General features: G+C 64.7%; 20 protein-coding genes. 10 read left to right on the top strand and 10 right to left on the bottom strand.

The window, feature by feature from the left end; all coding sequences use genetic code 11:
- The first annotated feature begins 12 nt into the window (after positions 1-12).
- From AB6B38_RS06265 to AB6B38_RS06280, 4 genes are all read left to right on the top strand, one after another.
- On the top strand, positions 13-618 hold the full coding sequence (locus AB6B38_RS06265) for a glutathione S-transferase family protein (protein WP_371394923.1): 606 nt from the start codon (positions 13-15) through the stop codon (positions 616-618).
- A gap of 18 nt (positions 619-636) precedes the next feature.
- The gene (gene glyS / locus AB6B38_RS06270; RefSeq protein WP_371394925.1) at positions 637-2,823 is read left to right on the top strand and encodes a glycine--tRNA ligase subunit beta; all 2,187 of its coding nucleotides are present in this window, start codon (positions 637-639) and stop codon (positions 2,821-2,823) included.
- 68 nt (positions 2,824-2,891) lie between these two features.
- The gene (gene ppdK, locus AB6B38_RS06275; RefSeq protein ID WP_371394926.1) at positions 2,892-5,558 is read left to right on the top strand and encodes a pyruvate, phosphate dikinase; all 2,667 of its coding nucleotides are present in this window, start codon (positions 2,892-2,894) and stop codon (positions 5,556-5,558) included.
- Between the two features lie 251 nt (positions 5,559-5,809).
- Positions 5,810-6,562, top strand: a complete 753-nt coding sequence (locus AB6B38_RS06280) for a cell wall hydrolase (RefSeq protein ID WP_371394927.1) — start codon at positions 5,810-5,812, stop codon at positions 6,560-6,562.
- On the opposite strand, the gene AB6B38_RS06285 is transcribed toward AB6B38_RS06280, so the two are convergent.
- The 3 genes from AB6B38_RS06285 to AB6B38_RS06295 are packed head-to-tail and all read right to left on the bottom strand — an operon-like array spanning position 6,559 to position 7,690.
- Positions 6,559-6,702 (bottom strand): hypothetical protein, encoded by a 144-nt coding sequence (locus AB6B38_RS06285; protein ID WP_371394928.1) that lies wholly within the window; start codon positions 6,700-6,702, stop codon positions 6,559-6,561. The two genes, AB6B38_RS06280 and AB6B38_RS06285, sit on opposite strands and share 4 nt — an antisense overlap.
- Positions 6,699-7,472, bottom strand: a complete 774-nt coding sequence (locus AB6B38_RS06290) for a tRNA1(Val) (adenine(37)-N6)-methyltransferase (protein WP_371394929.1) — start codon at positions 7,470-7,472, stop codon at positions 6,699-6,701. The genes AB6B38_RS06285 and AB6B38_RS06290 overlap by 4 nt, the downstream gene beginning before the upstream one ends.
- On the bottom strand, positions 7,469-7,690 hold the full coding sequence (locus tag AB6B38_RS06295; RefSeq protein ID WP_188452051.1) for a DUF2007 domain-containing protein: 222 nt from the start codon (positions 7,688-7,690) through the stop codon (positions 7,469-7,471). The genes AB6B38_RS06290 and AB6B38_RS06295 overlap by 4 nt, the downstream gene beginning before the upstream one ends.
- A gap of 175 nt (positions 7,691-7,865) precedes the next feature.
- Here AB6B38_RS06295 and AB6B38_RS06300 point away from each other — a divergent pair, with 175 nt between their 5' ends.
- Entirely contained in the window at positions 7,866-8,822 is a 957-nt protein-coding gene (locus AB6B38_RS06300) for a polyprenyl synthetase family protein (protein ID WP_371395077.1), read from the top strand.
- On the opposite strand, the gene AB6B38_RS06305 is transcribed toward AB6B38_RS06300, so the two are convergent.
- The 4 genes from AB6B38_RS06305 to AB6B38_RS06320 are packed head-to-tail and all read right to left on the bottom strand — an operon-like array spanning position 8,819 to position 14,106.
- The gene (locus AB6B38_RS06305; RefSeq protein ID WP_371394930.1) at positions 8,819-9,844 is read right to left on the bottom strand and encodes a hypothetical protein; all 1,026 of its coding nucleotides are present in this window, start codon (positions 9,842-9,844) and stop codon (positions 8,819-8,821) included. The genes AB6B38_RS06300 and AB6B38_RS06305 overlap by 4 nt on opposite strands.
- Positions 9,844-10,740: a 4-(cytidine 5'-diphospho)-2-C-methyl-D-erythritol kinase gene (locus AB6B38_RS06310; RefSeq protein WP_371394931.1), complete on the bottom strand. Its 897-nt coding sequence runs from the start codon at positions 10,738-10,740 to the stop codon at positions 9,844-9,846. The genes AB6B38_RS06305 and AB6B38_RS06310 overlap by 1 nt, the downstream gene beginning before the upstream one ends.
- The gene (locus AB6B38_RS06315; RefSeq protein WP_371394932.1) at positions 10,737-12,464 is read right to left on the bottom strand and encodes a tetratricopeptide repeat protein; all 1,728 of its coding nucleotides are present in this window, start codon (positions 12,462-12,464) and stop codon (positions 10,737-10,739) included. The genes AB6B38_RS06310 and AB6B38_RS06315 overlap by 4 nt, the downstream gene beginning before the upstream one ends.
- Entirely contained in the window at positions 12,439-14,106 is a 1,668-nt protein-coding gene (locus AB6B38_RS06320; protein WP_371394934.1) for an electron transfer flavoprotein-ubiquinone oxidoreductase, read from the bottom strand. The genes AB6B38_RS06315 and AB6B38_RS06320 overlap by 26 nt, the downstream gene beginning before the upstream one ends.
- A 183-nt stretch (positions 14,107-14,289) precedes the next feature.
- Here AB6B38_RS06320 and AB6B38_RS06325 point away from each other — a divergent pair, with 183 nt between their 5' ends.
- Positions 14,290-15,084: a uracil-DNA glycosylase family protein gene (locus tag AB6B38_RS06325; RefSeq protein WP_371394935.1), complete on the top strand. Its 795-nt coding sequence runs from the start codon at positions 14,290-14,292 to the stop codon at positions 15,082-15,084.
- Here the strand turns inward: AB6B38_RS06325 and AB6B38_RS06330 are convergent.
- Both AB6B38_RS06330 and AB6B38_RS06335 read right to left on the bottom strand, forming a co-directional pair.
- Positions 15,081-15,650 carry a TIGR04282 family arsenosugar biosynthesis glycosyltransferase gene (locus AB6B38_RS06330; RefSeq protein ID WP_371394936.1) on the bottom strand — a complete coding sequence of 190 codons (570 nt, stop codon included), beginning with the start codon at positions 15,648-15,650 and terminating at the stop codon, positions 15,081-15,083. The genes AB6B38_RS06325 and AB6B38_RS06330 overlap by 4 nt on opposite strands.
- Positions 15,647-16,378 carry a TIGR04283 family arsenosugar biosynthesis glycosyltransferase gene (locus tag AB6B38_RS06335; protein WP_371394937.1) on the bottom strand — a complete coding sequence of 244 codons (732 nt, stop codon included), beginning with the start codon at positions 16,376-16,378 and terminating at the stop codon, positions 15,647-15,649. The genes AB6B38_RS06330 and AB6B38_RS06335 overlap by 4 nt, the downstream gene beginning before the upstream one ends.
- 67 nt (positions 16,379-16,445) lie before the next feature.
- Between AB6B38_RS06335 and AB6B38_RS06340 the strand changes: the two genes are divergently transcribed.
- The 3 genes from AB6B38_RS06340 to AB6B38_RS06350 all read left to right on the top strand — a co-directional run bounded on the left by AB6B38_RS06340 (position 16,446) and on the right by AB6B38_RS06350 (position 19,506).
- A complete protein-coding gene (locus tag AB6B38_RS06340) occupies positions 16,446-17,549 on the top strand; it encodes a PA0069 family radical SAM protein (RefSeq protein ID WP_371394939.1) in 1,104 nt (367 codons plus the stop codon).
- A gap of 212 nt (positions 17,550-17,761) precedes the next feature.
- Positions 17,762-18,349 (top strand): ribonuclease HII, encoded by a 588-nt coding sequence (locus AB6B38_RS06345; RefSeq protein WP_371394940.1) that lies wholly within the window; start codon positions 17,762-17,764, stop codon positions 18,347-18,349.
- Between the two features lie 56 nt (positions 18,350-18,405).
- Positions 18,406-19,506, top strand: a complete 1,101-nt coding sequence (locus tag AB6B38_RS06350; protein WP_188452041.1) for a site-specific DNA-methyltransferase — start codon at positions 18,406-18,408, stop codon at positions 19,504-19,506.
- A gap of 128 nt (positions 19,507-19,634) precedes the next feature.
- On the opposite strand, the gene mutY is transcribed toward AB6B38_RS06350, so the two are convergent.
- Positions 19,635-20,687, bottom strand: a complete 1,053-nt coding sequence (mutY, locus tag AB6B38_RS06355) for an A/G-specific adenine glycosylase (RefSeq protein ID WP_371394941.1) — start codon at positions 20,685-20,687, stop codon at positions 19,635-19,637.
- Between mutY and AB6B38_RS06360 the strand changes: the two genes are divergently transcribed.
- On the top strand, positions 20,686-21,315 hold the full coding sequence (locus tag AB6B38_RS06360) for a DciA family protein (protein ID WP_371394942.1): 630 nt from the start codon (positions 20,686-20,688) through the stop codon (positions 21,313-21,315). The two genes, mutY and AB6B38_RS06360, sit on opposite strands and share 2 nt — an antisense overlap.
- Positions 21,316-21,421 lie beyond the last annotated feature (106 nt).

Here is a 21,421-nt window from a genome sequence, read left to right on the forward strand (position 1 = left end):
GCCCCGACCCTCGTGAGTGACGCGAAAGACCTCATCGTCTGGCACGGCCCCAACACCCGCTCTACCGGCACGGTCTGGCTGGTGGAGGAGCTGGGCGTGCCTTACGAGCTGCGCAAGGTGGACGTGTTCGGCGGGGAAACGCGCGAGGCGGAGTTCCTGAAAATCAACCCCGCCGGCAAAGTTCCCGCCATCCGCCACAAGGGCAAGACGCTGACCGAGATGGCCGCGATCTCGCTCTATCTGTGCGATGAGTTTCCCCAAGCCGGGCTTGCCCCGGCCATCGGCGACCCTCTGCGCGCCGATTACCTTTACTGGAGCGTGTTCCGCCCCGGCGTGCTGGAACCAGCCATCGTGACGAAAGCGCAGAACCTTGATGTCGATCCGCGCACGGTCGGCTGGGGTGAGTGGGAGACGGTGATCGGCCTCGTCGAGGCGGCACTTGAAAACGGTCCCTACCTGCTGGGAGAGCGCTTCTCTGCCGCCGATATTCTCATTGGCGGCGCGCTCGGCTGGCTCAAACACTTCAAGCTGATGCCGGACAATCCGCGCATCGACGACTATATCACCCGCCTGCACGCGCGGCCCGCCTATGCCCGCATGCAGGCCAGCAACCAGTAAGAACCGGACGTACCGCCCTTGGCCCAGCTACTCATCGAACTCTTCTGCGAGGAAATCCCGGCCCGCATGCAGGCGCGGGCAGAGGAAGACCTTGCCCGGCTGATGGGCGAGGCGTTCAAGGCGGCGGGCCTTGGCGTGGATGCCCTCACAACCTTCTCCGGCCCGCGCCGTATCGGCCTGGTGGCCGAAGGCGTGCCTGCCCGCACGGCCGATGTGCGCGAGGAGCGCAAAGGCCCACGCGTTGGCTCGCCGGAACAGGCCGTGCAGGGCTTCCTGCGCGGGGCGGGGCTGGAAAGCCTCGACCAGTGCCGCATCGACAACACCCCCAAGGGTGATTTCTATGTCGCTGTCATCGAGAAGCCGGGCCGCGATGCCGGCGCGGTGATTGCCGAGGCGCTGGAAGCCGCGATCCGCAATTTCCCCTGGCCAAAATCGATGAAGTTTGGCGAAGGCGACAAGGCCCAGCGCTGGGTGCGGCCCCTGCACCGCATCATCTGCCTGCTGGATGGCAAGACCGTGCCGGTAAGCGTGTTCGGTATCGAAGCGTCAAACCTCACCGAAGGCCACCGCATCCACTCGAAGGGCGAACGGGTATTTGCCGTGAAGGACTATGCCGATTACGCAGCACGCTTGCGCGATAATGGCGTGGTGCTGACGCGCGCCGAGCGCTCCGCCATCATCCTAGAGGGGGCAAAGCGCGTCTGCGCGCAGGCCGGCCTTGAGCTGATCGAGGATGAGGGCCTGCTGGCCGAAGTGACGGGCCTTGCCGAATGGCCGGTCGCGGTGCTGGGCGAGATCGACCCTGCCTTCCTCGACCTGCCGGCTGAAGTCATCGCGCTCACCATGAAGGTGCACCAGAAATACTTCGCCGTGCGCGATCCGAAGACCGGCAAAATCGCCCCGAAATTTGTAAAAATCGCCAATCAGGACGCGACAGATGGCGGCAAGGCGATTGCCCACGGCGCGGCCCGCGTCGTCTCCGCGCGCCTGTCTGATGCCCGCCATTTCTGGGACCTCGACCGCAAGCGCGGCCTTGAGGCGATGGCGGGTGAGCTTTCCAAGGTCACCTTCCACGAAAAGCTCGGTACGCTGGCCGACAAGGTGGAGCGGGTCGCCGCGCTCGCGCGCGAACTTGCCCCGGCTGTGGGCGCTGACCCGGAGCTGGCATACCGCGCGGCGAAACTCGCCAAGGCCGATCTCGTCAGCCAGATGGTCTATGAATTCCCCGAGCTGCAGGGCGTGATGGGGCGCTATTATGCGCTGGCGGCGGGTGAACCGGCCGAAATCGCCGACGCCATCCGCGATCACTACAAGCCGCAAGGCCCGTCAGACGCGGTGCCGACAGCGCCGGTCAGCGCGGCGGTCGCGCTCGCCGACAAGCTCGATACGCTGGTCGGCTTCTGGGCGATCGATGAAAAACCCACCGGCTCGAAAGACCCGTTCGCCCTGCGGCGCGCGGCGCTGGGGGTGATCAGGATTCTTGAAGCGGGCGGCTATCGTCTTCCGCTCCTGCAAGCCGTAAGCGACGTGAAATCAATCGAGCAGATGTTGAAGGCGGTCCGTTCGGATCGAGGAGCTATGGTCGCTCAGATCGAGCGAGCAAGGGACCTCCTTTCCTTCTTCGCGGACCGCCTCAAAGTTCACCTCCGCGACGAAGGCATACGCCACGACGTGATCGATGCGGTGTTCGCACGCAATGATGACGACCTGGTACGGGTCACGAACAAGTCGCGGGCGCTACAGGCGTTTCTGGAGACCGAGGACGGGTCCACGCTGCTGGCTGCTTACAAACGGGTACAGAACATTCTCTCGGCCGAGGAGAAGAAGGGCTTCAATTCGGTTGCATACGCTTCTGAAATACTGAGAGAAATTCCTGACCCGGATGATAATCTTTCGTGGTCGAACGAAGCTTTGGATGCCGCCCTGCTTGCAGCCATCGCCAAGACGGCCAACACGCCGCAAGAGAACACCCTTGTAAGTGAAATCCAGACCGCCGAGGCCGATGCCGCCAAGGCCCTCGAAGCTGAAAACTTTGAAGGCGCGATGCGGGCGCTGGCCACTTTACGCGCGCCGGTTGATGCCTTCTTCGAGGCGGTTACGGTGAATGCGGACGATCCCATGTTGCGGCGCAACAGACTTGTTCTATTGTCGCGCATCCGTGCGGCCGTTCAGGCCGTGGCAGATTTTGACAGGCTGGAAGGCTAGGCAGGCGCCCGGCACATCACATGACCGCCCCGGCGCGGCGGACCTTAGGAAGAGCGAGTACACTGGCGATGACGAAATGGGTTTATGCCTTTGGTGGCGGCGCAGCCGATGCGATGACCGGCGATGCCCGCGCGCTTTTGGGGGGCAAGGGCGCAAACCTTGCCGAGATGGCGCGCCTTGGCCTGCCTGTCCCTCCGGGCTTTACCCTGACCACCGAAGTGTGCACCGCCTATTACGCCAATGACCGCGCCTATCCGGCCGAGCTGGAAGGCCAGGTGGAAGAAGCCCTCGCCAGCCTGGAAAAGAAGGTCGGCAAGGCGTTTGGCGATCCCGCCAATCCGCTGCTGGTTTCGGTGCGTTCGGGCGCCCGCGCCTCCATGCCGGGCATGATGGATACCGTGCTCAATCTCGGCCTCAATGACGACACGGCAGAGGGCCTCGCCAAACTTTCCGGCGACCGGCGCTTTGCGCTCGACAGCTACCGGCGCTTCATCACCATGTATTCGGACGTGGTCTTGGGCGTGCCGCACGCCGAGTTCGAGGAAATCCTGGAGCGCTACAAGGAAGAGCACGACTTCCAGCTCGATACCGAGATTGATGCGGCTGGCTGGGAAGAGATCATCGCCGACTACAAGGCCGCCGTGCAATCGGCGCTGGGCGAGCCCTTCCCCAGTGATCCGCGCGACCAGCTCTGGGGCGCTGTTGGAGCGGTGTTCGGTTCGTGGATGAATGACCGGGCCATCACCTACCGGCGCATGTATGACATCCCCGCCAGCTGGGGCACGGCTGTCAACGTGCAGGCCATGGTATTCGGCAATATGGGCGACAGCTCCGCCACGGGCGTGGCCTTCACCCGCGACCCCTCCACCGGCGAGCGCGGCTATTACGGCGAATTCCTGATCAATGCTCAGGGCGAAGACGTGGTGGCGGGCATCCGCACGCCACAGTGCCTGACCAAAACCATGCGCGAGAAGATGGGCGACACCCAGCCCTCCATGGAGGAGGCGCTGCCGCAAGTTTATGGCGAGCTGGCGAAGGTGTTCGACTCGCTGGAGCGCCACTATCGCGACATGCAGGACATCGAATTCACGGTGGAAATGGGCCGGCTGTGGATGCTGCAGACCCGCAACGGCAAGCGCACCGCGCGCGCGGCGCTGAAAATCGCCTGCGATATGGTCGATGACGGCCTCATCACGCAGGAAGAGGCCGTGCTGCGCGTGGACCCGTCCGCGCTCGACCAGCTGCTCCACCCGACCATCGCCGAAGACTATAAGCGCGACGTGATCGCCAAGGGCCTGCCTGCCTCTCCGGGCGCGGCGTCGGGCCGGGCGGTGTTTGATTCCGATGAAGCCGAGCACCGCGCCAGCCTTGGCGAGAAGGTTATTCTGGTGCGCGTGGAAACCTCGCCGGAAGACATTCACGGCATGCACGCCGCCCAGGCCATCGTGACGGCGCGCGGCGGCATGACCAGCCACGCGGCGGTTGTCGCGCGCGGCATGGGCCGGCCTTGCGTGTCCGGTGCGGGCGAAATCCGCATCGATGCAGGCAAGAAGCAGTTCACCGCGCGCGGGCGCACCATCACCGATGGCGATATCATCACCGTCGATGGCGCGACGGGCGAAGTGCTGTTTGGCGAAGCCAAGATGATTAAGCCGGAGCTGACCGGTGATTTTGGCAAGCTGATGGGCTGGGCAGACGCGGCGCGGCGCATGAAGGTGCGCACCAATGCCGAAACGCCCGCCGATGTGCAGACGGCCAAGGAGTTCGGGGCCGAAGGCATTGGCCTGTGCCGCACCGAGCACATGTTCTTTGACGCCGACCGCATTGCGGCGGTACGCGAGATGATCCTGTCAGAGGATCAGGACGGGCGCATCAATGCGCTGGCCAAGATCCTGCCCATGCAGCGCGATGATTTTGCGCAAATCTTCCGCATCATGGAGGAGCGCCCCTGCACGATCCGCCTGCTGGATCCGCCTCTGCACGAATTCCTCCCCCACAGCGCGGAAGACGTGAAAGCGGTCTCCGAAGCGACCGGCTTGCCCGCCGACGCGCTGATGGAGCGCGCGCGGGCGCTGGCCGAAACCAATCCGATGCTCGGCCATCGCGGCTGCCGGCTCGGCATCACCTTCCCTGAAATCTACGAGATGCAGGCGCGCGCCATCTTCGAGGCGCAGGCGCTGGTGGAGAAGGAAACCGGCTTCAAACCCGTCGCCGAAGTGATGATCCCGCTCGTTGCGACCGCCAGGGAGCTGGAAATCCTCAAAGTACGCGTGGCCGCCGTCGCCCGCGATGTGGAGCGCGAATCTGGCGTAGCGCCGGTGTATCTTATCGGCACCATGATCGAACTTCCGCGCGCGGCCCTGCGTGCGGGCGACATAGCGGAATTTGCCGAATTCTTCTCGTTCGGCACGAATGACTTGACCCAGACCACGTTCGGCCTGTCTCGCGACGATGCCGGCAAGTTTCTGGGCGCTTATCTCGAAGCACAGATTTTCGAGCGCGATCCGTTCGTATCCATCGACCAGGACGGGGTTGGCGACCTGATCCGCATTGCCGTGGAGCGCGGACGGGCCGCCCGGCCAGAGCTAAAGCTCGGAATTTGCGGAGAACATGGCGGTGATCCGGCCTCGATTCGGTTCTGCGAGTCGGTCGGGCTCGATTACGTCTCGTGTTCACCTTATCGTGTACCGATTGCCCGTCTGGCGGCGGCGCAGGCGGCTTTGAAGGCCAAGTAAGACTAGCCTGCACTTTGCCTGCACTTTCCGATTACTGAAGTTGGGCGGAATTGTGGCTATAGTTAACGCGCAATGCAGCACTGTTGACCTTGCATGCGCACTTGAGTATGCATGGCCAGATTTCGTTCACACCTTGCTAACCGAAGCAGGCACCCTATGTGTGCCATCTCTGGCGCTCGGTCTGGTGCGCGAATTGCATGGTGACATGCAGATTGCAGCACCCGAACGGCAAGGCGGAAGAAGAGGTATGCATGGCTATCGCGACGCAATTGCGTTCAGCGTTGTCAGGGTTTGCGCGTCTCTCAGGCGTTGCGGCAACCATCGGTCTGATGTCGGCCCTGCCGCTTGTCAGCGGCGAGGTTTCGGCGCGCGCCGATAACGCGCTCTGGTCGGCAATCGCCGAACGCTATCTGGACAGCGCGCTGGAAGGCAGCTGGGAAGAGGGCGAGGCCCTGTTCCAGACCGCTTCCTTCACTATTGACGCTTCAGACGGGCTTATGGTTCCGCAGGTCAATGGCCGGTCGCTGGACGATCTGCAGACATTTGATCTGGGGCATCTCTCGCTGGCCCGTGATGCGCGCCGCCAGCAGAACTGCCTGGCGGAGGCCGTCTATTACGAAGCGCGCGGCGAAAATCTCAGCGGCCAGATGGCCGTCGCCGAAGTGGTGCTGAACCGTGTGCGCCACCGCGCCTATCCGGACAGCATTTGCGGCGTAGTCTATCAAGGCTCCGAGCGCGCTACGGGGTGCCAGTTCAGCTTTTCGTGTGACGGCTCGACCGAGCGTGCGCCGCGCGGCCGCGCCTGGCGCCAGTCACAGCTGGTCGCCAAGCATGCCATGCTGGGCTTTGCCCCGCAGGTGACGCGCTCTGCCACGCACTTCCACACGGCCAGCGTCAATCCGCGCTGGTCTTCCAGCCTCGTGCAGACGCGCCGGATCGGTTACCACATCTTCTATCGCATGCCGAACCGCGCCGAGCGCGATCTGATCGACCGCGGCGTCTAGCGCCCGTCTTTTTCAAGCTGTTGCTCAACCGCTTTGCGGGCCGCTTCGGCGGCCCGTTCGCGTTTCTGGCGGGCATTGCGGCCGAATATCAGCGCGAAGATGATGGCCAGCAGGACAAGGCCGATCGTCAGCTCGATCATGGGCGTCTCCTCTCCGGCGCGCTTAGGACAAGGCGGGATTCGCCCTTCAATACGGCAGCTGCCTCTGACATGAAACGCTCTCCTTCCCCGCCATGCACGATAAGGCCGGGCAGTATGCGCAAGGGCGCGCGGCTGGCTTTCACCGCCCGCACGATGATCCGCTTGGCCGGTTCGCCTGCGCGCGGATGCACCGGCAGCACACCAATATCGCCCGCACGGCCCTGAAACTCCGCCAGAATATCGCCCAGCCGGTCCGCCCTGTGGATCAGCACGATCTGACCCCTTGGGCGCAGTGCCTTCAGGCCCGCACCTATCCAGTCTGCCAGCGGGGCATCGCTGATCCAGGCACCGCGCTTTTCCGCCGAAGGCGGACGCAAGGCGCTCTCATCATCAAAGAAGGGCGGGTTGAAGAATACCGCATCAAACCGGGCGGTTCCCGCCAGCGCCAGCGCATCGCCGGTTTCCACCTCAATCCGGTCCTCACCGCCATTCAGGACTATGTTCGCGGCGGCCAGCGCCGCCATGGCCTGATCTTTCTCGAACGCTGTGAAACGCGCATCAGGGTTCAGCCGCGCCGCGCACAGCAGCGCCGCCCCTGCCCCGCAGCCGAACTCGCACGCCTGAGCGCCGGGGCGCAGTTCCAGCGCCGCCGCCAGCAGGACAGCGTCCAGCCCGGCGCGATAGCCCTTGACGGGCTGATCCAGCATCACGCGTCCGTCGTGCAGGGTAGACCGGCTGATTTCAGCCTCGCCCGAGGCGACAGCGCTCATGCCCTGTCCGTTTTGCCCAGCGCATCGGCCAGAAGGCGGCGCGCCTTGTCCGCCTGTTCGTCAGGCACCAGCACACGCCGCTTCACCCAGGGCAGCGCGCCGCCAAACATACCGGCTGTCTCCGCGTCCAGCACCACCGCCCTGATGCCCGCATCCTTGAGCACAGCTTCAATGAAAGACAGCTTTACCGGATCGTTGGTGGTCTCTATCTCGATCACGCACTATCTCCTGATGAAACGGGTTCATTGGCCGCAGTGTCCTGCGCTTGCTGACACGTTAGCGCATTTCTATTGTGGCGGCTCGAACCCGCGCTTAGCAAGAGTACCGCCCATCGTGAACGGACTGCCCCTGACAGACACGCCGCAGGCGATAGCCGATCCTGTGTCCACGCTGATGGCGCTGGCCGGGGACGACATGCCGCGCGTGGAGGCCCTGCTGAGCGAACGCATGGCAAGCCCGGTGGAGCTGATCCCGGAACTGGCCGCCTGGCTGGTCAAGGCTGGCGGCAAGCGTATCCGCCCTCTCATCACCATCGCCAGCGCGCGTATGCTGGGCTATGAGGGCGAAGGCCATCTGGCCCTCGCTGGCGCAGTGGAGCTGATCCACACCGCCACCCTGCTGCACGACGATGTGGTCGACGAGAGCGAGCTGCGGCGCGGCAAGGCATCGGCCAACCATATCTGGGGCAACCCGCAAAGCGTGCTTGTCGGTGACTTCCTGTTTGCGCAGGCCTTCATGCTGATGGTGGATTCCGGCTCGCTGGATGCGCTGCATGTTCTCTCGCGCGCCGCCGCCATCATTGCCGAAGGCGAGGTGCGCCAGCTGGCCATGGTGGGTGATGTAGCGGTTTCCCGGCAAAGCTATATGGAAGTGATTGACGCCAAGACGGCGGCCCTGTTTGCCGCCGCCGCGCAGGTGTCGCCCATTCTGGCCGGACGCCCCAAGGCCGAGGAGGATGCGCTCCATACCTATGGGCGGGAGCTGGGCCTTGCCTTCCAGCTTGTAGACGATGCGCTGGATTATGGAGGGCTTGCTGCCCTTCTGGGCAAGAATACGGGCGATGATTTCCGTGAAGGCAAGATCACCCTGCCTGTCACGCTGGCGCTGGAAGCCGCGAGCGCCGACGAACAGGCATTCTGGGCCCGCACGCTAGGTGCCAAGAACCAGACAGACGGCGATCTGGACGAGGCCATTGCCATCCTCAAACGCCATGGCGTGCTGGACGAGACGCTGGCGCAGGCCCGCGCCCGCGCGGCCAATGCCCAGTCCGCCTTGGGTGTTTTCCCGCGCAATGAATGGACAGACGCCCTCTCGGCGCTGGCCGAATTCGTCGTCGACCGCGCCTATTAGGACGCAGCCGATGAGGCGTCGGCATAACGCCCGGCGAGCACATAGAGCGCGCTCAAAACACACGTCATCACGGCGAATGCTGCGAACGCCGCGCCTTGCGGACCCTGCAGTGCCAGAAGGCCTGCCAGCACGCACAACGCACTGGCGCCTGCATAGACCAGCGCAATCCTCCCATGGCTCCAGCCGGCTGCGATGAGGCGTTGGTAGAGGTGCTCGCGATGCGCCTCCATATCCAGCCGTCTGCCGGCGGCCCGGCGCGCCATCGTCAGCAGCACATCAGCCAGAAACGGCAGGATGAAAAGCGGAGCCAGCCACAGTGCGCCGGAAAAGCCCGATCCGGCCATTGCCAGCGCCCCGCCTGCATAGAGTGCGCCTGCGGTCAGTGACCCGCCATCGCCGGCAAACACCTTCGCGGGTGGCCGGTTAAGTATCAGGAAGCCTGCCAGACCGCCTGCCAGCGCGGCACCGGCAAAGCTGGTGTCCAGATGGCCGGTGGCCAGCCCGGCCAGCACCAGCCCTGCCCCGCCGGGCACGAGACCGGCAACCAGCATGCCGTCCGACCCGTCCATGAAATTGACGGCGTTGACCGTAACGAAAATGAACAGGCCCGCACCCGCCAGCGCCACCCAGGCCGGCAGGGCGAGATACACAGTCTCAGTGACAGCGAGATAGCCCGGCACACCGATGAACCACGCTGCGCTGAGGGCGATGACCGCCATAAGGGCGAACTTTGTGCGCGAGGACAGGCCAAAAATATCGTCCGCCGTGCCCAGCGCGCCCATTAGTGCCGTCAGTGCAAGAATGGCGAGCGCGCTCCCGCCCGGCACCGGCGCGAAGGCAAGCCACAGGAAGGCCGCGCCTGCCGCCGCCAGTGTGCCGATCCCGCCGCCGCGCGGCGTGGGCGTCTCATGCAAGGATCTGTGACCTGGCATGTCCAGCACACCGGCCCTCCAGACAAGCGCCGCGACACCGAAACTGATCAACACCGCGATCAGCGTACAAATGGCGAGCATCATTCCCATCAGGCCGCTCCGGCCAGCCGCACAGGGCGGACAATCCAGTCCGGGTGACTTTCCGACAATGCCCGCGCCACATGCGAGGCCATTGCAGCCTCATCGACCAGCGCAAAACAGCTTGCGCCTGAGCCGGTCATGCGCGCCAGACGCACTGCGTCGAACGCGTTCAATTCGGCCAGCACATCGCCGATCACCGGATTCAATATGACAGCAGGCTGTTCCAGATCATTGCGTCCCGCTGCCGCGAGCGCCAGCGCCGCAGCCGGGTCTCCCGCCACGGGCACGCGTGACAGCACGCCAAATCCTGTGCGGTCTTCGCACCGGTCGAGCGCCCGGAATACGTCCGGCGTTGATACCGGCACGCCCGGATTGACGATAACCGCGTTCAGCTCCGGCCAGGCGGGCAGAACCCTGATCTCCTCGCCAATACCTTCCATCAGCAAGGGACGCGACCAGACACAGGCCGGCACGTCAGCGCCAACCACGCTGCCAATCTCAGCCAGCGCGCGGGTCGAAAAGCCCAGCTCCCACAGATCATTGAGCACCTTGAGTGCCGCTGCCGCATCAGCCGAACCGCCCCCCATGCCCGATGCGACCGGCAAGTGCTTGTCCAGCGTCAGACGTGCGCCCAGCTGCGGCTGGTCTGCGGCAGCACGCAATGCCCAGGCGGCCTTCAGCACCAGATTATGGGTGTCCTCCGCGAGCGCCGGCGCAAACGGTCCATCCAGCTGCAGGCTGAGATCACTGGCCGGGCTGGCATGCAGCGTGTCGCCCCAATCGGCAAACACGACAAGGCTCTGCAAGGGGTGATAGCCATCAGGCCGCGGTACAGCCACGCGCAAGGTGAGATTGATTTTCGCAGGCGCAAAGACTGTCAGCCTGCCCGGGCCGGACTCGCTCATTCAACGTCCTCGGGCGCGCCGTCCAGGCCTTGCGCAAGGCGCAGCTCCAGAAGGGCCTCCTCGCGCGGGTCAGCCGTCAGGTCGAGTGCACGCTGCCACTGAAAGCCAGCCTCCAGCGTCCGCCCAGACCGCGCATAGGCGTCGCCCAGATGCCAGTGGATGGTGGCGTTGGCCGGGGAAAGCTCCACAGCGCGCTCCAGCCATTGCACCGCCTCGTCATACCGGCCGAGCTTGAAATGCCCCCAGCCGAGACTGTCGAGAATGGCCCCGTTCTCCGGCGCCAGTTCGGCGGCCCGCTCCACCAGGGCGAAACCTTCATTGACGCGCTCTCCCAGCACGATCCAGTTATAGCCCAGATGATTGAGGACCCGCGCCTCGTCAGGTTCCAGCGCGAGTGCCTGCAGGAAGCCTGCCTCCGCCCCCGCCCAGTCACCGGCAATCTGCAGGCACACGCCACGATAGAAAATGTGGCGCCAGTCCATCTCCCGGCCCTCGGCGGCCCGCTCTTCGAGCACCGCGTCGTAGAGCGCCACCGCGTCATCGCAATGTCCCGTCAGCCGGTAGATATCGGCCAGTAGCAGGCGCGGCTGTTCGGCCATCTGGCCGGAGGCCAGCGCACGCGCACGCGCCAGCGCATCAGTCTGGTCACCACGCCGGAACAGGGTCCACGCCGCATCGACACGCGCCTGCTCCAAGAAGGGCGGGCTGTCCACCGAATCGAAGGCGGCGACCGCGTCATCCTCCAGCCCCAGCCGATCGAGAATCGTCGCCAGAAGCATGGTGTTACGGTCAAATTCCGGGTCGATGCTCTGCACAATACGAAGGTAGAGCGCAGCATATTCCGCCGGCGCAGAAGCATTCAGCATGGCCGCAGGCGCAAACATGGAGCGCGCCGCGCCTTGCGCCGGCGTGAACCGCGCCGGGGGGCGCCCTCCGGCATCCAGACGCGCCAGAGCCTGTGCCACCTCGGGGTCACGTTCGCCAACGCTGCGGCTCAGATGCGTCTGGTACAGACGCCGCGCGTCATCGCGCCGCCCCTGACGTTCGAAAAATCCGCCGCGGACGATGGTGGTGTAACCCTCCATGTCGAGGCCCGAATATGCTGCGCGATAGGCTTCGTCAGCCGCCTCCATGCGCCCGGCCGCCTCCAGGATCATCCCCCTGTGAAGCATGATGTGCCCGGTCAGCCCGGCCGAGGCCGTAACGGGCCGGTCAGCAGCCTCTGATGCCCGCCCGGCCCGGACAAGCCGCCAGTCATCCAGCATGGAGGACACCATCGCGCCGAAAGGCCCGAACGGATCATCGAGCTCCACCGACGGGCCGCGTATGCGCCCGGCAAGCTCACCGCCCTTCAGATATATATGGGCCAGCTGCAGCCCGTCCGGGTGATCCCCGGCAGCACGTGCAGGGCCGTCCGCCCGTTCGAACTGGCCGGCCAGCAGCGCCGAGTAGAAGGCGCGCTCCGACAGCAGTGGCGAGCCGGGCTCATGGCTCAACGCCTCGGCATAAAAGCGCGAAGATTCAGCCGTTTCGCGCGATGAACCGGCATAGCGCGCAGCGAGAAAAGCGCCGTATGCGCTGGTCTCCTCATCCTGCACCAGGCTTTGCGGCAGCGCACACGACACCGCCAGCACGGGCAGGCACAAGGCCACGCGCATCAGACCGGCCAGCGAGGAACGCCTGCGCGGCGCGTCCGGGCTACATGTTGGGGTAGTTCGGGCCACCGGCTCCCTCTGGCGTCGTCCAGTTGATGTTCTGGTTGGGATCCTTGATGTCGCAGGTTTTGCAGTGGACGCAGTTCTGCGCGTTGATCACGAATTTGGGCTCTCCACCCTCGTCGACCCATTCATACACCGCAGCCGGGCAGTAGCGCGCTGACGGCCCGCCATAGACATCATGTTCGCTGGCTTTCTGCAGCGCCATGTCGGCGACTTTGAGGTGGATCGGCTGATCCTCCTCATGATTGGTGTTGGAGATGAATACCGATGAGAGACGGTCGAAGGTCAGTACGCCATCGGGCTTGGGATAGTGGATCGGCTTGCACTGGGCGGCGGGTTTTGTCGCCTCGTAATCGGCGCCGCCATGGCCCATCGTGCCGAAGATGGAAAAGCCGAACAGCTGGTTCGTCCACATATCCATGCCGCCCAGCGCCACGCCCACAAGCGTGCCCCATTTGGTCCAGAGCGGCTTGACGTTGCGGACCTTCTTCAGCTCCGCCTTGACCCAGGATTTGTCATATGCCGCCTCATAGGCGGTGAGCTCATCATGCTGGCGGCTCTCGCCCAGCGCGGCAAAGGCGGCCTCTGCGGCCAGCATGCCGGTCTTCATGGCGTTATGGCTGCCCTTGATGCGCGGCACGTTCACAAAGCCGGCCGAGCAGCCGATCAGCGCGCCGCCCGGGAAGACCAGCTTCGGCACGGACTGGAAGCCGCCTTCTGTAATCGCGCGCGCACCATAGGACAGGCGCTCTGCGCCCTCAAAGATCGGCGCGATATCGGGATGGGTCTTCAGGCGCTGGAACTCACCGAACGGGAACAGGTTCGGGTTCTTGTAATTGAGGTGCACCACAAAACCGATGGCGACCAGATTATCGCCGAAATGATACATGAACGAGCCGCCGCCCGTATCGTTCGAAAGCGGCCAGCCCATGGTGTGCATGGCGAGGCCCTTCTTGTGGTGCTCCGGCTTCACGCGCCAGAGCTCCTTCATGCCGAGGCCATACTTTTGCGGCTCGCGCCCCTCATCGAGATTGAAGCGCCTGATCAGCTGCTTGGAGAGATTGCCGCGCGCGCCTTCGGCAAAGAGCGTGTACTTGGCGCGCAGCTCCATGCCGGGCTGGTACATGTCCTTGTGACTGCCATCCCGGGCCACACCCATATCGCCGGTGACAACGCCCTTGATGACGCCGTCTTCCTCGATCACCGAGGCAGCAGGGAAGCCGGGATAGATCTCCACGCCCAGGCCTTCAGCCTTTTCAGCCAGCCAGCGGCACAGATTGCCCAGCGAGCCGATATAGCAGCCGTGATTATGCATGAAGCCCGGCATGGCAAAGCCGGGGAAAGTCGCAGAGCCGGACTCGCCCAGCGCCACGAACTTGTCGTCAGTGACTTCGGTATCAAAAGGCTGGTTCGGATCATCGCGCCAGTCAGGAAACAGCTCGTCGAGCGCCTTGGGATCAAACACGACACCAGAGAGGATATGGGCGCCGACCTCGGAGCCTTTCTCGATCACGGCAACAGAGACCTCGCGGCCCTCGGCCTCGGCCAGTTGCCGGATGCGGATGGCAGCCGCCAGACCGGCCGGTCCGCCGCCTGCAATCACCACATCGTATTCCATCGCGTCGCGTTCGATTCCGCCGTCAGCCATGTCGCCTCCCGTCAGTTCTTCTTCCCGCGCTGATTATGTGCGCCAGCTTGACACCAGCGTTTGCGCGAGGCCCTGTCCCGTCTTAGCTTACACCTAGCAAATGAGCTAGGGCATCAGCCCGGCTACGCCAGCAAAAAGCACAGAGCGCGGATAAATTCTCAAACCCGGATCGGACCTGATTGCGTGACGCCTGACCATCCACCCTCCCAAGCCAATGCGCTCGCCGCGCTGAAAAGCCTGGCCGGCTGGTGGGAGGATGCCGGGATCGCGGTGGATATCCCCCCTGCCCCGCCCGCAGCGCTGCGCAAGAGTGCACCGGAGCGTCAGGCCGCCCCGGCCGCGCCTGCGGTGAAATCCGCGCCTGCGGGGCCGGAAAAGCCCGCGCAGGACGCGAGCGCGATGGCGCGTGCCGCCACTGACATCGCGGCGCTGAAAGTCGCCGTGGAGAGTTTTGACGGGTGCGACCTGAAACGCACCGCCCGCAACACCGTGTTCGCGCGCGGGAACCACGAAGCGCCCCTGATGGTGATCGGCGAAGGGCCAGGGCAGGACGAGGACCGCGAGGGCCTGCCTTTCGTGGGCCGCTCTGGCCAACTCCTCGACCGCATGCTCGCCGCCATCGGCCTTGATGAAACCAGCGCCTACATCACCAATGTCGTGTTCTGGCGTCCGCCCGGAAACCGCAAGCCCTCCACAGAGGAAATCGAGATCTGCCGCCCGTTTGTGGAGCGCCATATCGCGCTGGCAAAACCGCGCCTCATCCTGCTGGCGGGCGGTATCTCCACACAGGCCATGCTGAAAACGCCCCAAGGGATCATGGCGTTGCGCGGGCGCTGGTCGCAAGTGACCGTGGAGGGCCATTCCACCCCGGCCCTGCCAATTTTCCACCCGGCCTTCCTCCTGCGCCGTCCGCAGGAAAAGGCGAAAGCCTGGGCCGATCTGCTGAGCCTGCAGGAGAAGCTGGAAGAGCTTTCCTAAGCTTCATCCACATCGGCCAGCTCGCGCAAATACGCGATGCGGGCAAGGCCGTGGGCGCGAAGGCGGATCTCAAGATCGCTGCGCGTATGGGCGCTCGACCAGCGTATGCCCTCAAACAGCCCGCGCGGGGCCGGGCCTTTAAGCGCCAGCAGCCAGTAACCGCCATCTTCCGCCGGGCCAATCACCGCGTCATGGCGTTTGAGCAGGGCGAAAGCGCGCGCGACATCGCGCCGGGTAATGTCGGGCGCATCGGTGCCGATGATTGCGATGGGGCCAGCACCGGCCAACACCCTTGCCTGCCGCGCACCGAGATCACCGCCCCCTTGCGGCCAGCGCATCAGATCATCCGGCCAGACCTTGCCGAACGCGCGGGTGATGGCGCTGTCCGGGCTGACTGCCAGCACGGTCCGCCAGCGCGCATTATCGCGCACGGCCCGAAGCGTTTTGGCCGTCATCGCCCGGTAGGCGCGCCACGCCATCACCTTGCCGATACCGGCGGCAAGGCGCGTCTTGGCTCCGCCAATCACCGGCGCGCGGGCAAAGACGATGAGGCGCGCTTTGCTCATGACCTGCGCCTTGAATAGACCCGCGCCAGCTTTTCCGGGTCCGCGCCGAGGAAATATCGCGCGAGCAGGAGAAGATTGGCCGCAGAGCGGCGCAGATACCCCTCGGAGCGGAAGCGCGCGGCGCTGGTGATAGCGCGCGCCGGAACCGGTTTCAGGCGGCGCCTGCCTATGCGCCTTACGACGTCCACATCCTCAAACAGGCGCATCAGGCGGTATCCGCCAAGCCTCTCATAAAACCGTGCCGGAACGAGCAATCCCTGATCGCCATAGGGCAGGCCGAACGCCGCGCAGCGCCAGGCCACAAACCGCTCCAGACGGCGCGCAGGCGCGCTCTCATCATCCAGCGCAAACTGGAAATATCCCGCAACCTCCCCGCCCGCATGCGCCGCCATGAAGGCTTTCACCGCCTTCGCCCAGCCCGGCTCCAGCCGTGTGTCCGCGTGCAGGAAGAGCAGCCAGTCGCCTTCGCCGGCGCCTTCAATCGCGCGGGCTGCCCCGGCGGCGAGCTGCACACCGCGCCCCGGCAGGGATTTGACCACATCAAATCCGCGCGCGCGGGCGAGCTTTACCGTGGCATCGCCCGACCCGCCATCGGCCAGCACCCAGCGCGAGACCAGCCCGCAGGCAATGGCCGGTTCCAGGCTGGCGAACGTGTCCGGCAGGGAGGGGGCCGCGTTCAGTGCGGGAATGATAACAATCACATGGCTCATGCGCGCCATAAGGCGCATGCGCGGCTCCGCTCGTCAATGTGATTTTGTTCTTGAATTGTTCCAGATTTCGAGTCAGCGTCCTGCCATGAACGCGATTACCCCCGCCCGCCAGTCAGAGGCCCTGCCCGACCCCTTCCAGCCTTCTGGAAGGGGCGCAAAGTCCAACGCTTCGGGACGGTTTGAGCGCACGACCTCGCAGCCGGTCGATGATGGCTGGCACAGCGAGGCGCCGCCGCGCCAGATCAAGACCACACTCATCCGCGATGCGGCACGCTCCATCATCACGAGTAATGACAGCCCGGATATCAGCTTTGACCAGTCGGTGAACCCCTACCGGGGCTGTGAGCATGGCTGCATCTACTGTTTTGCGCGGCCCACCCATGCCTATTGGGGCTATTCGGCAGGCCTCGACTTTGAAAGCGTGATCTTTTTCAAGCCCGGCGCGGCAGAGCTTTTACGCAAGGCGTTTTCAAAGCGCGGCTATGCTCCGCGCCCGGTCGCGCTGGGCAGCAATACCGACCCCTACCAGCCGGTGGAGCGCGATTTGCGCATTACCCGCTCCATCCTTGAAACCTGCCTGGCGTTCCGCCACCCGGTCAGCATCATCACCAAATCGGCAGGCGTGCTGCGTGATCTGGACCTACTATCGGAACTGGCCGCGCTTGGCCTTGCTCATGTGGCGATCTCGGTGACGACGCTGGATGCGAAGCTGGCCAGAACCATGGAGCCACGCGCTTCCACGCCCACGCGGCGGCTCTCGGCCATCACGGCATTGAGCGAAGCGGGCGTGCCGGTCAGCATTTTCACCTCGCCCATGATACCGGGCCTCAATGATCACGAGCTGGAAAACCTGCTCGGCGCCGGCGCGAAGGCCGGGGCAGACCATGCCAGCTATGTATTGCTCCGCCTGCCGCTGGAGGTGGAGCCTCTGTTCAGACAATGGCTCTCGGTTGAACGCCCTCTCTCCGCCAAAAAAATCATGGGACTGATCGAGAGCACGCGCGGCGGCAAGGCCTATGACAGCCGCTTCCATGCGCGGATGCGCGGCGAAGGCCCGGTGGCAGGGCTGATCCGCGCCCGCTTCGAGAGGGCCTGCCGGGCGAACGGGCTTTCGCGCAAGGTGGCGCCGCTGCGCGCGGACCTTTTTACCGTACCGGAAAAGGACAGCGATCAGCTGAGTTTGTTTTGATTTTACCTCGACAGAGAAGAATTACCGGGGTCCCGGGCTTGACCCGGGATCCAAACTTGCAGCCGCTGACAGTTCCTATGGGTCCCGGCTCGGGGGCCGGGACCCCGGTTGGGGAGGCCTGCGGGTTGTTTGCCACGCTCATCACAATGTTGAGACGAAGAGTTCGCTCCCTCACCCTTTACCCCTCCCCCGCACCGTCCTAGCAAGACGCCATGAGAGAAGCGCAGATCATCGCAGGCATAGACGAGGCCGGGCGCGGGCCGCTGGCCGGGCCAGTGGTAGCAGCCGCGGTGATCCTGCCTGCACACTTCTCTGCCCTCTCCGCACTGGCGGATTCCAAAAAGCTGACCGCTAGACGCCGCGAGGCGCTGGCCGCCATCATCCGCGCCGAGGCCATGGTCGGTGTCGGCATTGCGGAACCCGCCGAGATTGACCGGGTAAACGTGCTCGAAGCGACCATGCGGGCCATGTCGCGCGCCTGCCGGAACCTGCCCCTCGTCCCGCATAAAGTCCTGGTCGATGGCAACCGCCTGCCCCGCCTCGACTGCCCGGCAGAGGCGATTATCGGCGGCGATGGCAGCCAGCCGATGATTTCAGCCGCCTCCATCATCGCAAAAACCGTGCGCGACGCCCTGATGATCGAGGCTGCACTGCGCTGGCCCGGCTACGCGCTGGAAGGCCATAAAGGCTATGGCGCAAAGGCCCATATCGATGCCCTGCAAGGGCTGGGCGCCACACCCATCCATCGCTTTTCCTACCGCCCTGTCGCGCATGCGGCAGAAAAAAGTGCACAAGGGTGATTCGCGCTTAACCCCTCGTTAGGCGTATCATTTCAAGCCTTTTGCACCGGATAGGAATGAGGGTGGCTCTGGTGTCAACAGTTTTGCCGATAAATCAGGTCCTGCATGGGAATTGCGTGGAGATCATGCAGACCCTGCCAGACAACAGTGTGGATCTGATCTTTGCCGATCCGCCCTACAACCTTCAGCTCGGCGGTGAACTGCACCGCCCCGACAACTCCAGGGTGGATGCGGTCGATAATGACTGGGACCAGATTGGCGGGTTCGACGAGTATGATCTGTTCACTTGCGGCTGGCTGGAAGAGGCGCGGCGCGTCCTGAAGGAGGATGGCGCGCTGTGGACGATCGGCAGCTATCACAACATTTTCCGCGTGGGCACCTTCCTGCAGGATATGGGCTTCTGGGTGCTCAATGATGTCATCTGGCGCAAGTCCAACCCGATGCCGAATTTCAAGGGCACGCGCTTTACCAATGCGCACGAGACCCTGATCTGGGCCGCCAAACACAAGACCAGCAAGGTCACCTTCAACTACGCCGCCATGAAATCATTGAATGACGGCGTGCAGATGCGCTCTGACTGGACCCTGCCGATCTGCTCGGGCGGTGAGCGCCTGAAAGCGGGCGATGGCCGCAAGGCCCACCCGACGCAAAAGCCTGAAAGCCTGCTCCATCGCGTACTGCTCTCTACCACCCATCCCGGCCAGATCGTGCTCGACCCGTTCTTCGGCACCGGCACCACGGGGGCGGTAGCGAGGAAGCTCGGCCGCAAATTTATCGGCATTGAGGCCGATGCCGACTATGTGACGCTGGCCCGACAGCGCATAGAGGCGATCAGCCCCGGCGATGCCAGCGCACTGCAGGTGACCGCCTCCAAGCGGTCCTTGCCCCGCATTCCGTTCGGCAATGTGGTCGAGGCGGGCCTTATCAAGCCGGGTGATACGCTGTTCTGTGCGCAAGGCCGGCGCACAGCGCGCGTGCGCGCCGATGGCTCGGTAACGGGTGGGGGCGAGACCGGCTCCATCCACCAGGTAGGCGCTGCCGTGCAAGGTGCCCCCTCCTGCAATGGCTGGACGTTCTGGCATATCCGCCGCAATGGCACGCTGATGCCCATCGATGTGCTGCGCAGCCGCATCCGCGCAGAGATGGAGGAAGCTTAGGGGGCGCTTTTCCCAGTCCCTTTTCGCATTTTCCCGACGAAAGCCGGGCTCCGGAATAAAAAGCTGGGCACCGGCTTTCGCCGGTGAAACGCGGTGTAGAGGTTTCCCGTCGACTAGAGTTAATCCACCTACAACGCCGCCTGCACCGCCTTTTTCATCGCTGTAGGCAGCCCTGCCGCACGGATCGGGTGCACACCCACCCAGCGCGCGCCATCGGGCAGGTTTGCCTCCCCCGACAGGGGCGCGGCAAAAACCGTCAGGCGCAATTCAAAATGGGTGAAGACATGGGTGATCCGGCCCGCCTCGCGCCATCTGAGCGCCAGCGGCGCGGCTTCTGACAGGGCGGGCAACGCCCCGGCGTCCACCACCCAGTCCGTCCCCGGCACTTCCAGCATGCCGCCCAGCAGCCCCTTGTCGGGCCGTGTGCGCACCAGCACCTCGCGGCCCTCGCCCTCCCCGCGCAGGACCACGAAGGCGAGGCCATGGCGCACGGGCTTGACCTTCTTCGCGGCTTTCACCGGATAGCGTTCCTGATCGCCCGCAGCGCGCGCGGCACAGTGCGCCGCCCACGGACACGCACCGCAGGAGGGAGCGCGCGGCGTGCAGATAACCGCGCCCAGATCCATGATGGCCTGTGCGTAGTCTCCGGGCCGGGCCGGATCAGCCAGGCTGGCCGCATGTTTGCGGATGTCTGGCTTGGCAGAGGGCAGCGGCGCCTCGATACGGAAGACCCGTGTGATGACACGCTCCACATTGGCATCCACCACGCTGGCGGGCAGGTTGAAGGCGGCTGCGCGGATAGCGTGCGCGGTGTATTCGCCTATGCCAGGCAGCGCGCGAAGCCCTTCCAGATCAGACGGGAACACCCCGCCCAGCTCACGCGATACGGCTTGCGCGCAGGCATGCAGATTGCGGGCGCGGGCGTAATATCCAAGCCCCGCCCAGGCTGCCATCACATCCTCGCGCGGCGCATCGGCAAGATCATGGACCGTCGGCCAGAGCGACAGGAATTTCGCATAGTACGGCGCGGCATGGGCCACTGTCGTCTGCTGCAGCATGATCTCCGACAGCCAGACGGCGTACGCGTCTGCCACGCGGCCCGCCACGCGCTCTTCAGGCCTTATGCGCCACGGCAGGGTACGCCCCTCCCGGTCGTACCAGGCAAGAAGACGCGCGCGCATGGCGGCGATGTCACCGTCAGGCGGGCTTGCCGCATCGATCGGAAGTGCCGAAACTGTGCTCATGGATGAAAGCTGGAAACAGGACGGCCAAAAGGCAATCACGCAGCGCAGGCGCATACGCTCCAAAAGCGATGCCGTCTCGCGGGCACAGGCCGATCTGTGGGCCGTCGATCACCGGGGGAAACCGGCCATCAAGCCGCCGCCGCCCGCCGGGCGGGCGCTGGCCAATGTGATCCGTCCGCTCGCCAAGGCCTTCGGACCCGGCGCCTCTGAGCTGGAGGAGCACTGGGAGGCGATTGTCGGTGAAGCACTGGCGCGCTGGACCAGCCCTGAAAAACTGCAATCAGGCACACTGACCGTGCGGGCGCGCGGGCCTGCCGCCGCGCTGATCGAGGCGCAATCGGGCGTGATACTCGAACGCGTCGCGCAATATGCCGGCAAGGCGCCCAAGCGCCTGCGCATCGTACAGGGCTCGCTGGCTGCGCCTGCCGGGCCGGTACGCCGCGCGGCAAGCCGGGTAGTCAAACGCGCCGAACCCCTGCCCACGCCGGCCGCCGATCCGGCAGAGCGCCTGGCGGCGGCGCTAGCCGATTTTGCGGCGGCGGTGAAGGAACGCGAGGGCGGGTAGCTTCGTCCTCGCTGTCCAATGCTGTCATCCTCCGGCCGAGCGTTCGCGAGGTCCGGGGGACCCATGCCTCAATCTTTCCGCCCGATCGCTCTTTGCAGGCATGGGT

It is taken from the genome of Glycocaulis abyssi, assembly GCF_041429775.1.
Classification (GTDB): domain Bacteria; phylum Pseudomonadota; class Alphaproteobacteria; order Caulobacterales; family Maricaulaceae; genus Glycocaulis; species Glycocaulis abyssi.

Excerpts from the sequence above, each read along its gene's own strand:
- AB6B38_RS06280 (WP_371394927.1), top strand. The coding sequence starts at position 5,810 with ATGGCTATCGCGACGCAATTGCGTTCAGCGTTGTCAGGGTTTGCGCGT.
- mutY (WP_371394941.1), bottom strand. The coding sequence starts at position 20,687 with ATGCGCGCGCGTCTTCTTGCCTGGTACGACCGGGAGGGGCGTACCCTG.
- AB6B38_RS06360 (WP_371394942.1), top strand. The coding sequence starts at position 20,686 with ATGGCGGCGATGTCACCGTCAGGCGGGCTTGCCGCATCGATCGGAAGT.
- ppdK (WP_371394926.1), top strand. The coding sequence starts at position 2,892 with ATGACGAAATGGGTTTATGCCTTTGGTGGCGGCGCAGCCGATGCGATG.
- AB6B38_RS06340 (WP_371394939.1), top strand. The coding sequence starts at position 16,446 with ATGAACGCGATTACCCCCGCCCGCCAGTCAGAGGCCCTGCCCGACCCC.
- AB6B38_RS06305 (WP_371394930.1), bottom strand. The coding sequence starts at position 9,844 with ATGGGAATGATGCTCGCCATTTGTACGCTGATCGCGGTGTTGATCAGT.
- AB6B38_RS06290 (WP_371394929.1), bottom strand. The coding sequence starts at position 7,472 with ATGAGCGCTGTCGCCTCGGGCGAGGCTGAAATCAGCCGGTCTACCCTG.
- AB6B38_RS06330 (WP_371394936.1), bottom strand. The coding sequence starts at position 15,650 with ATGAGCAAAGCGCGCCTCATCGTCTTTGCCCGCGCGCCGGTGATTGGC.
- AB6B38_RS06320 (WP_371394934.1), bottom strand. The coding sequence starts at position 14,106 with ATGGCTGACGGCGGAATCGAACGCGACGCGATGGAATACGATGTGGTG.
- AB6B38_RS06300 (WP_371395077.1), top strand. The coding sequence starts at position 7,866 with ATGGCGCTGGCCGGGGACGACATGCCGCGCGTGGAGGCCCTGCTGAGC.
- AB6B38_RS06310 (WP_371394931.1), bottom strand. The coding sequence starts at position 10,740 with ATGAGCGAGTCCGGCCCGGGCAGGCTGACAGTCTTTGCGCCTGCGAAA.
- AB6B38_RS06285 (WP_371394928.1), bottom strand. The coding sequence starts at position 6,702 with ATGATCGAGCTGACGATCGGCCTTGTCCTGCTGGCCATCATCTTCGCG.
- AB6B38_RS06335 (WP_371394937.1), bottom strand. The coding sequence starts at position 16,378 with ATGCGCCTTATGGCGCGCATGAGCCATGTGATTGTTATCATTCCCGCA.
- AB6B38_RS06345 (WP_371394940.1), top strand. The coding sequence starts at position 17,762 with ATGAGAGAAGCGCAGATCATCGCAGGCATAGACGAGGCCGGGCGCGGG.
- AB6B38_RS06350 (WP_188452041.1), top strand. The coding sequence starts at position 18,406 with ATGAGGGTGGCTCTGGTGTCAACAGTTTTGCCGATAAATCAGGTCCTG.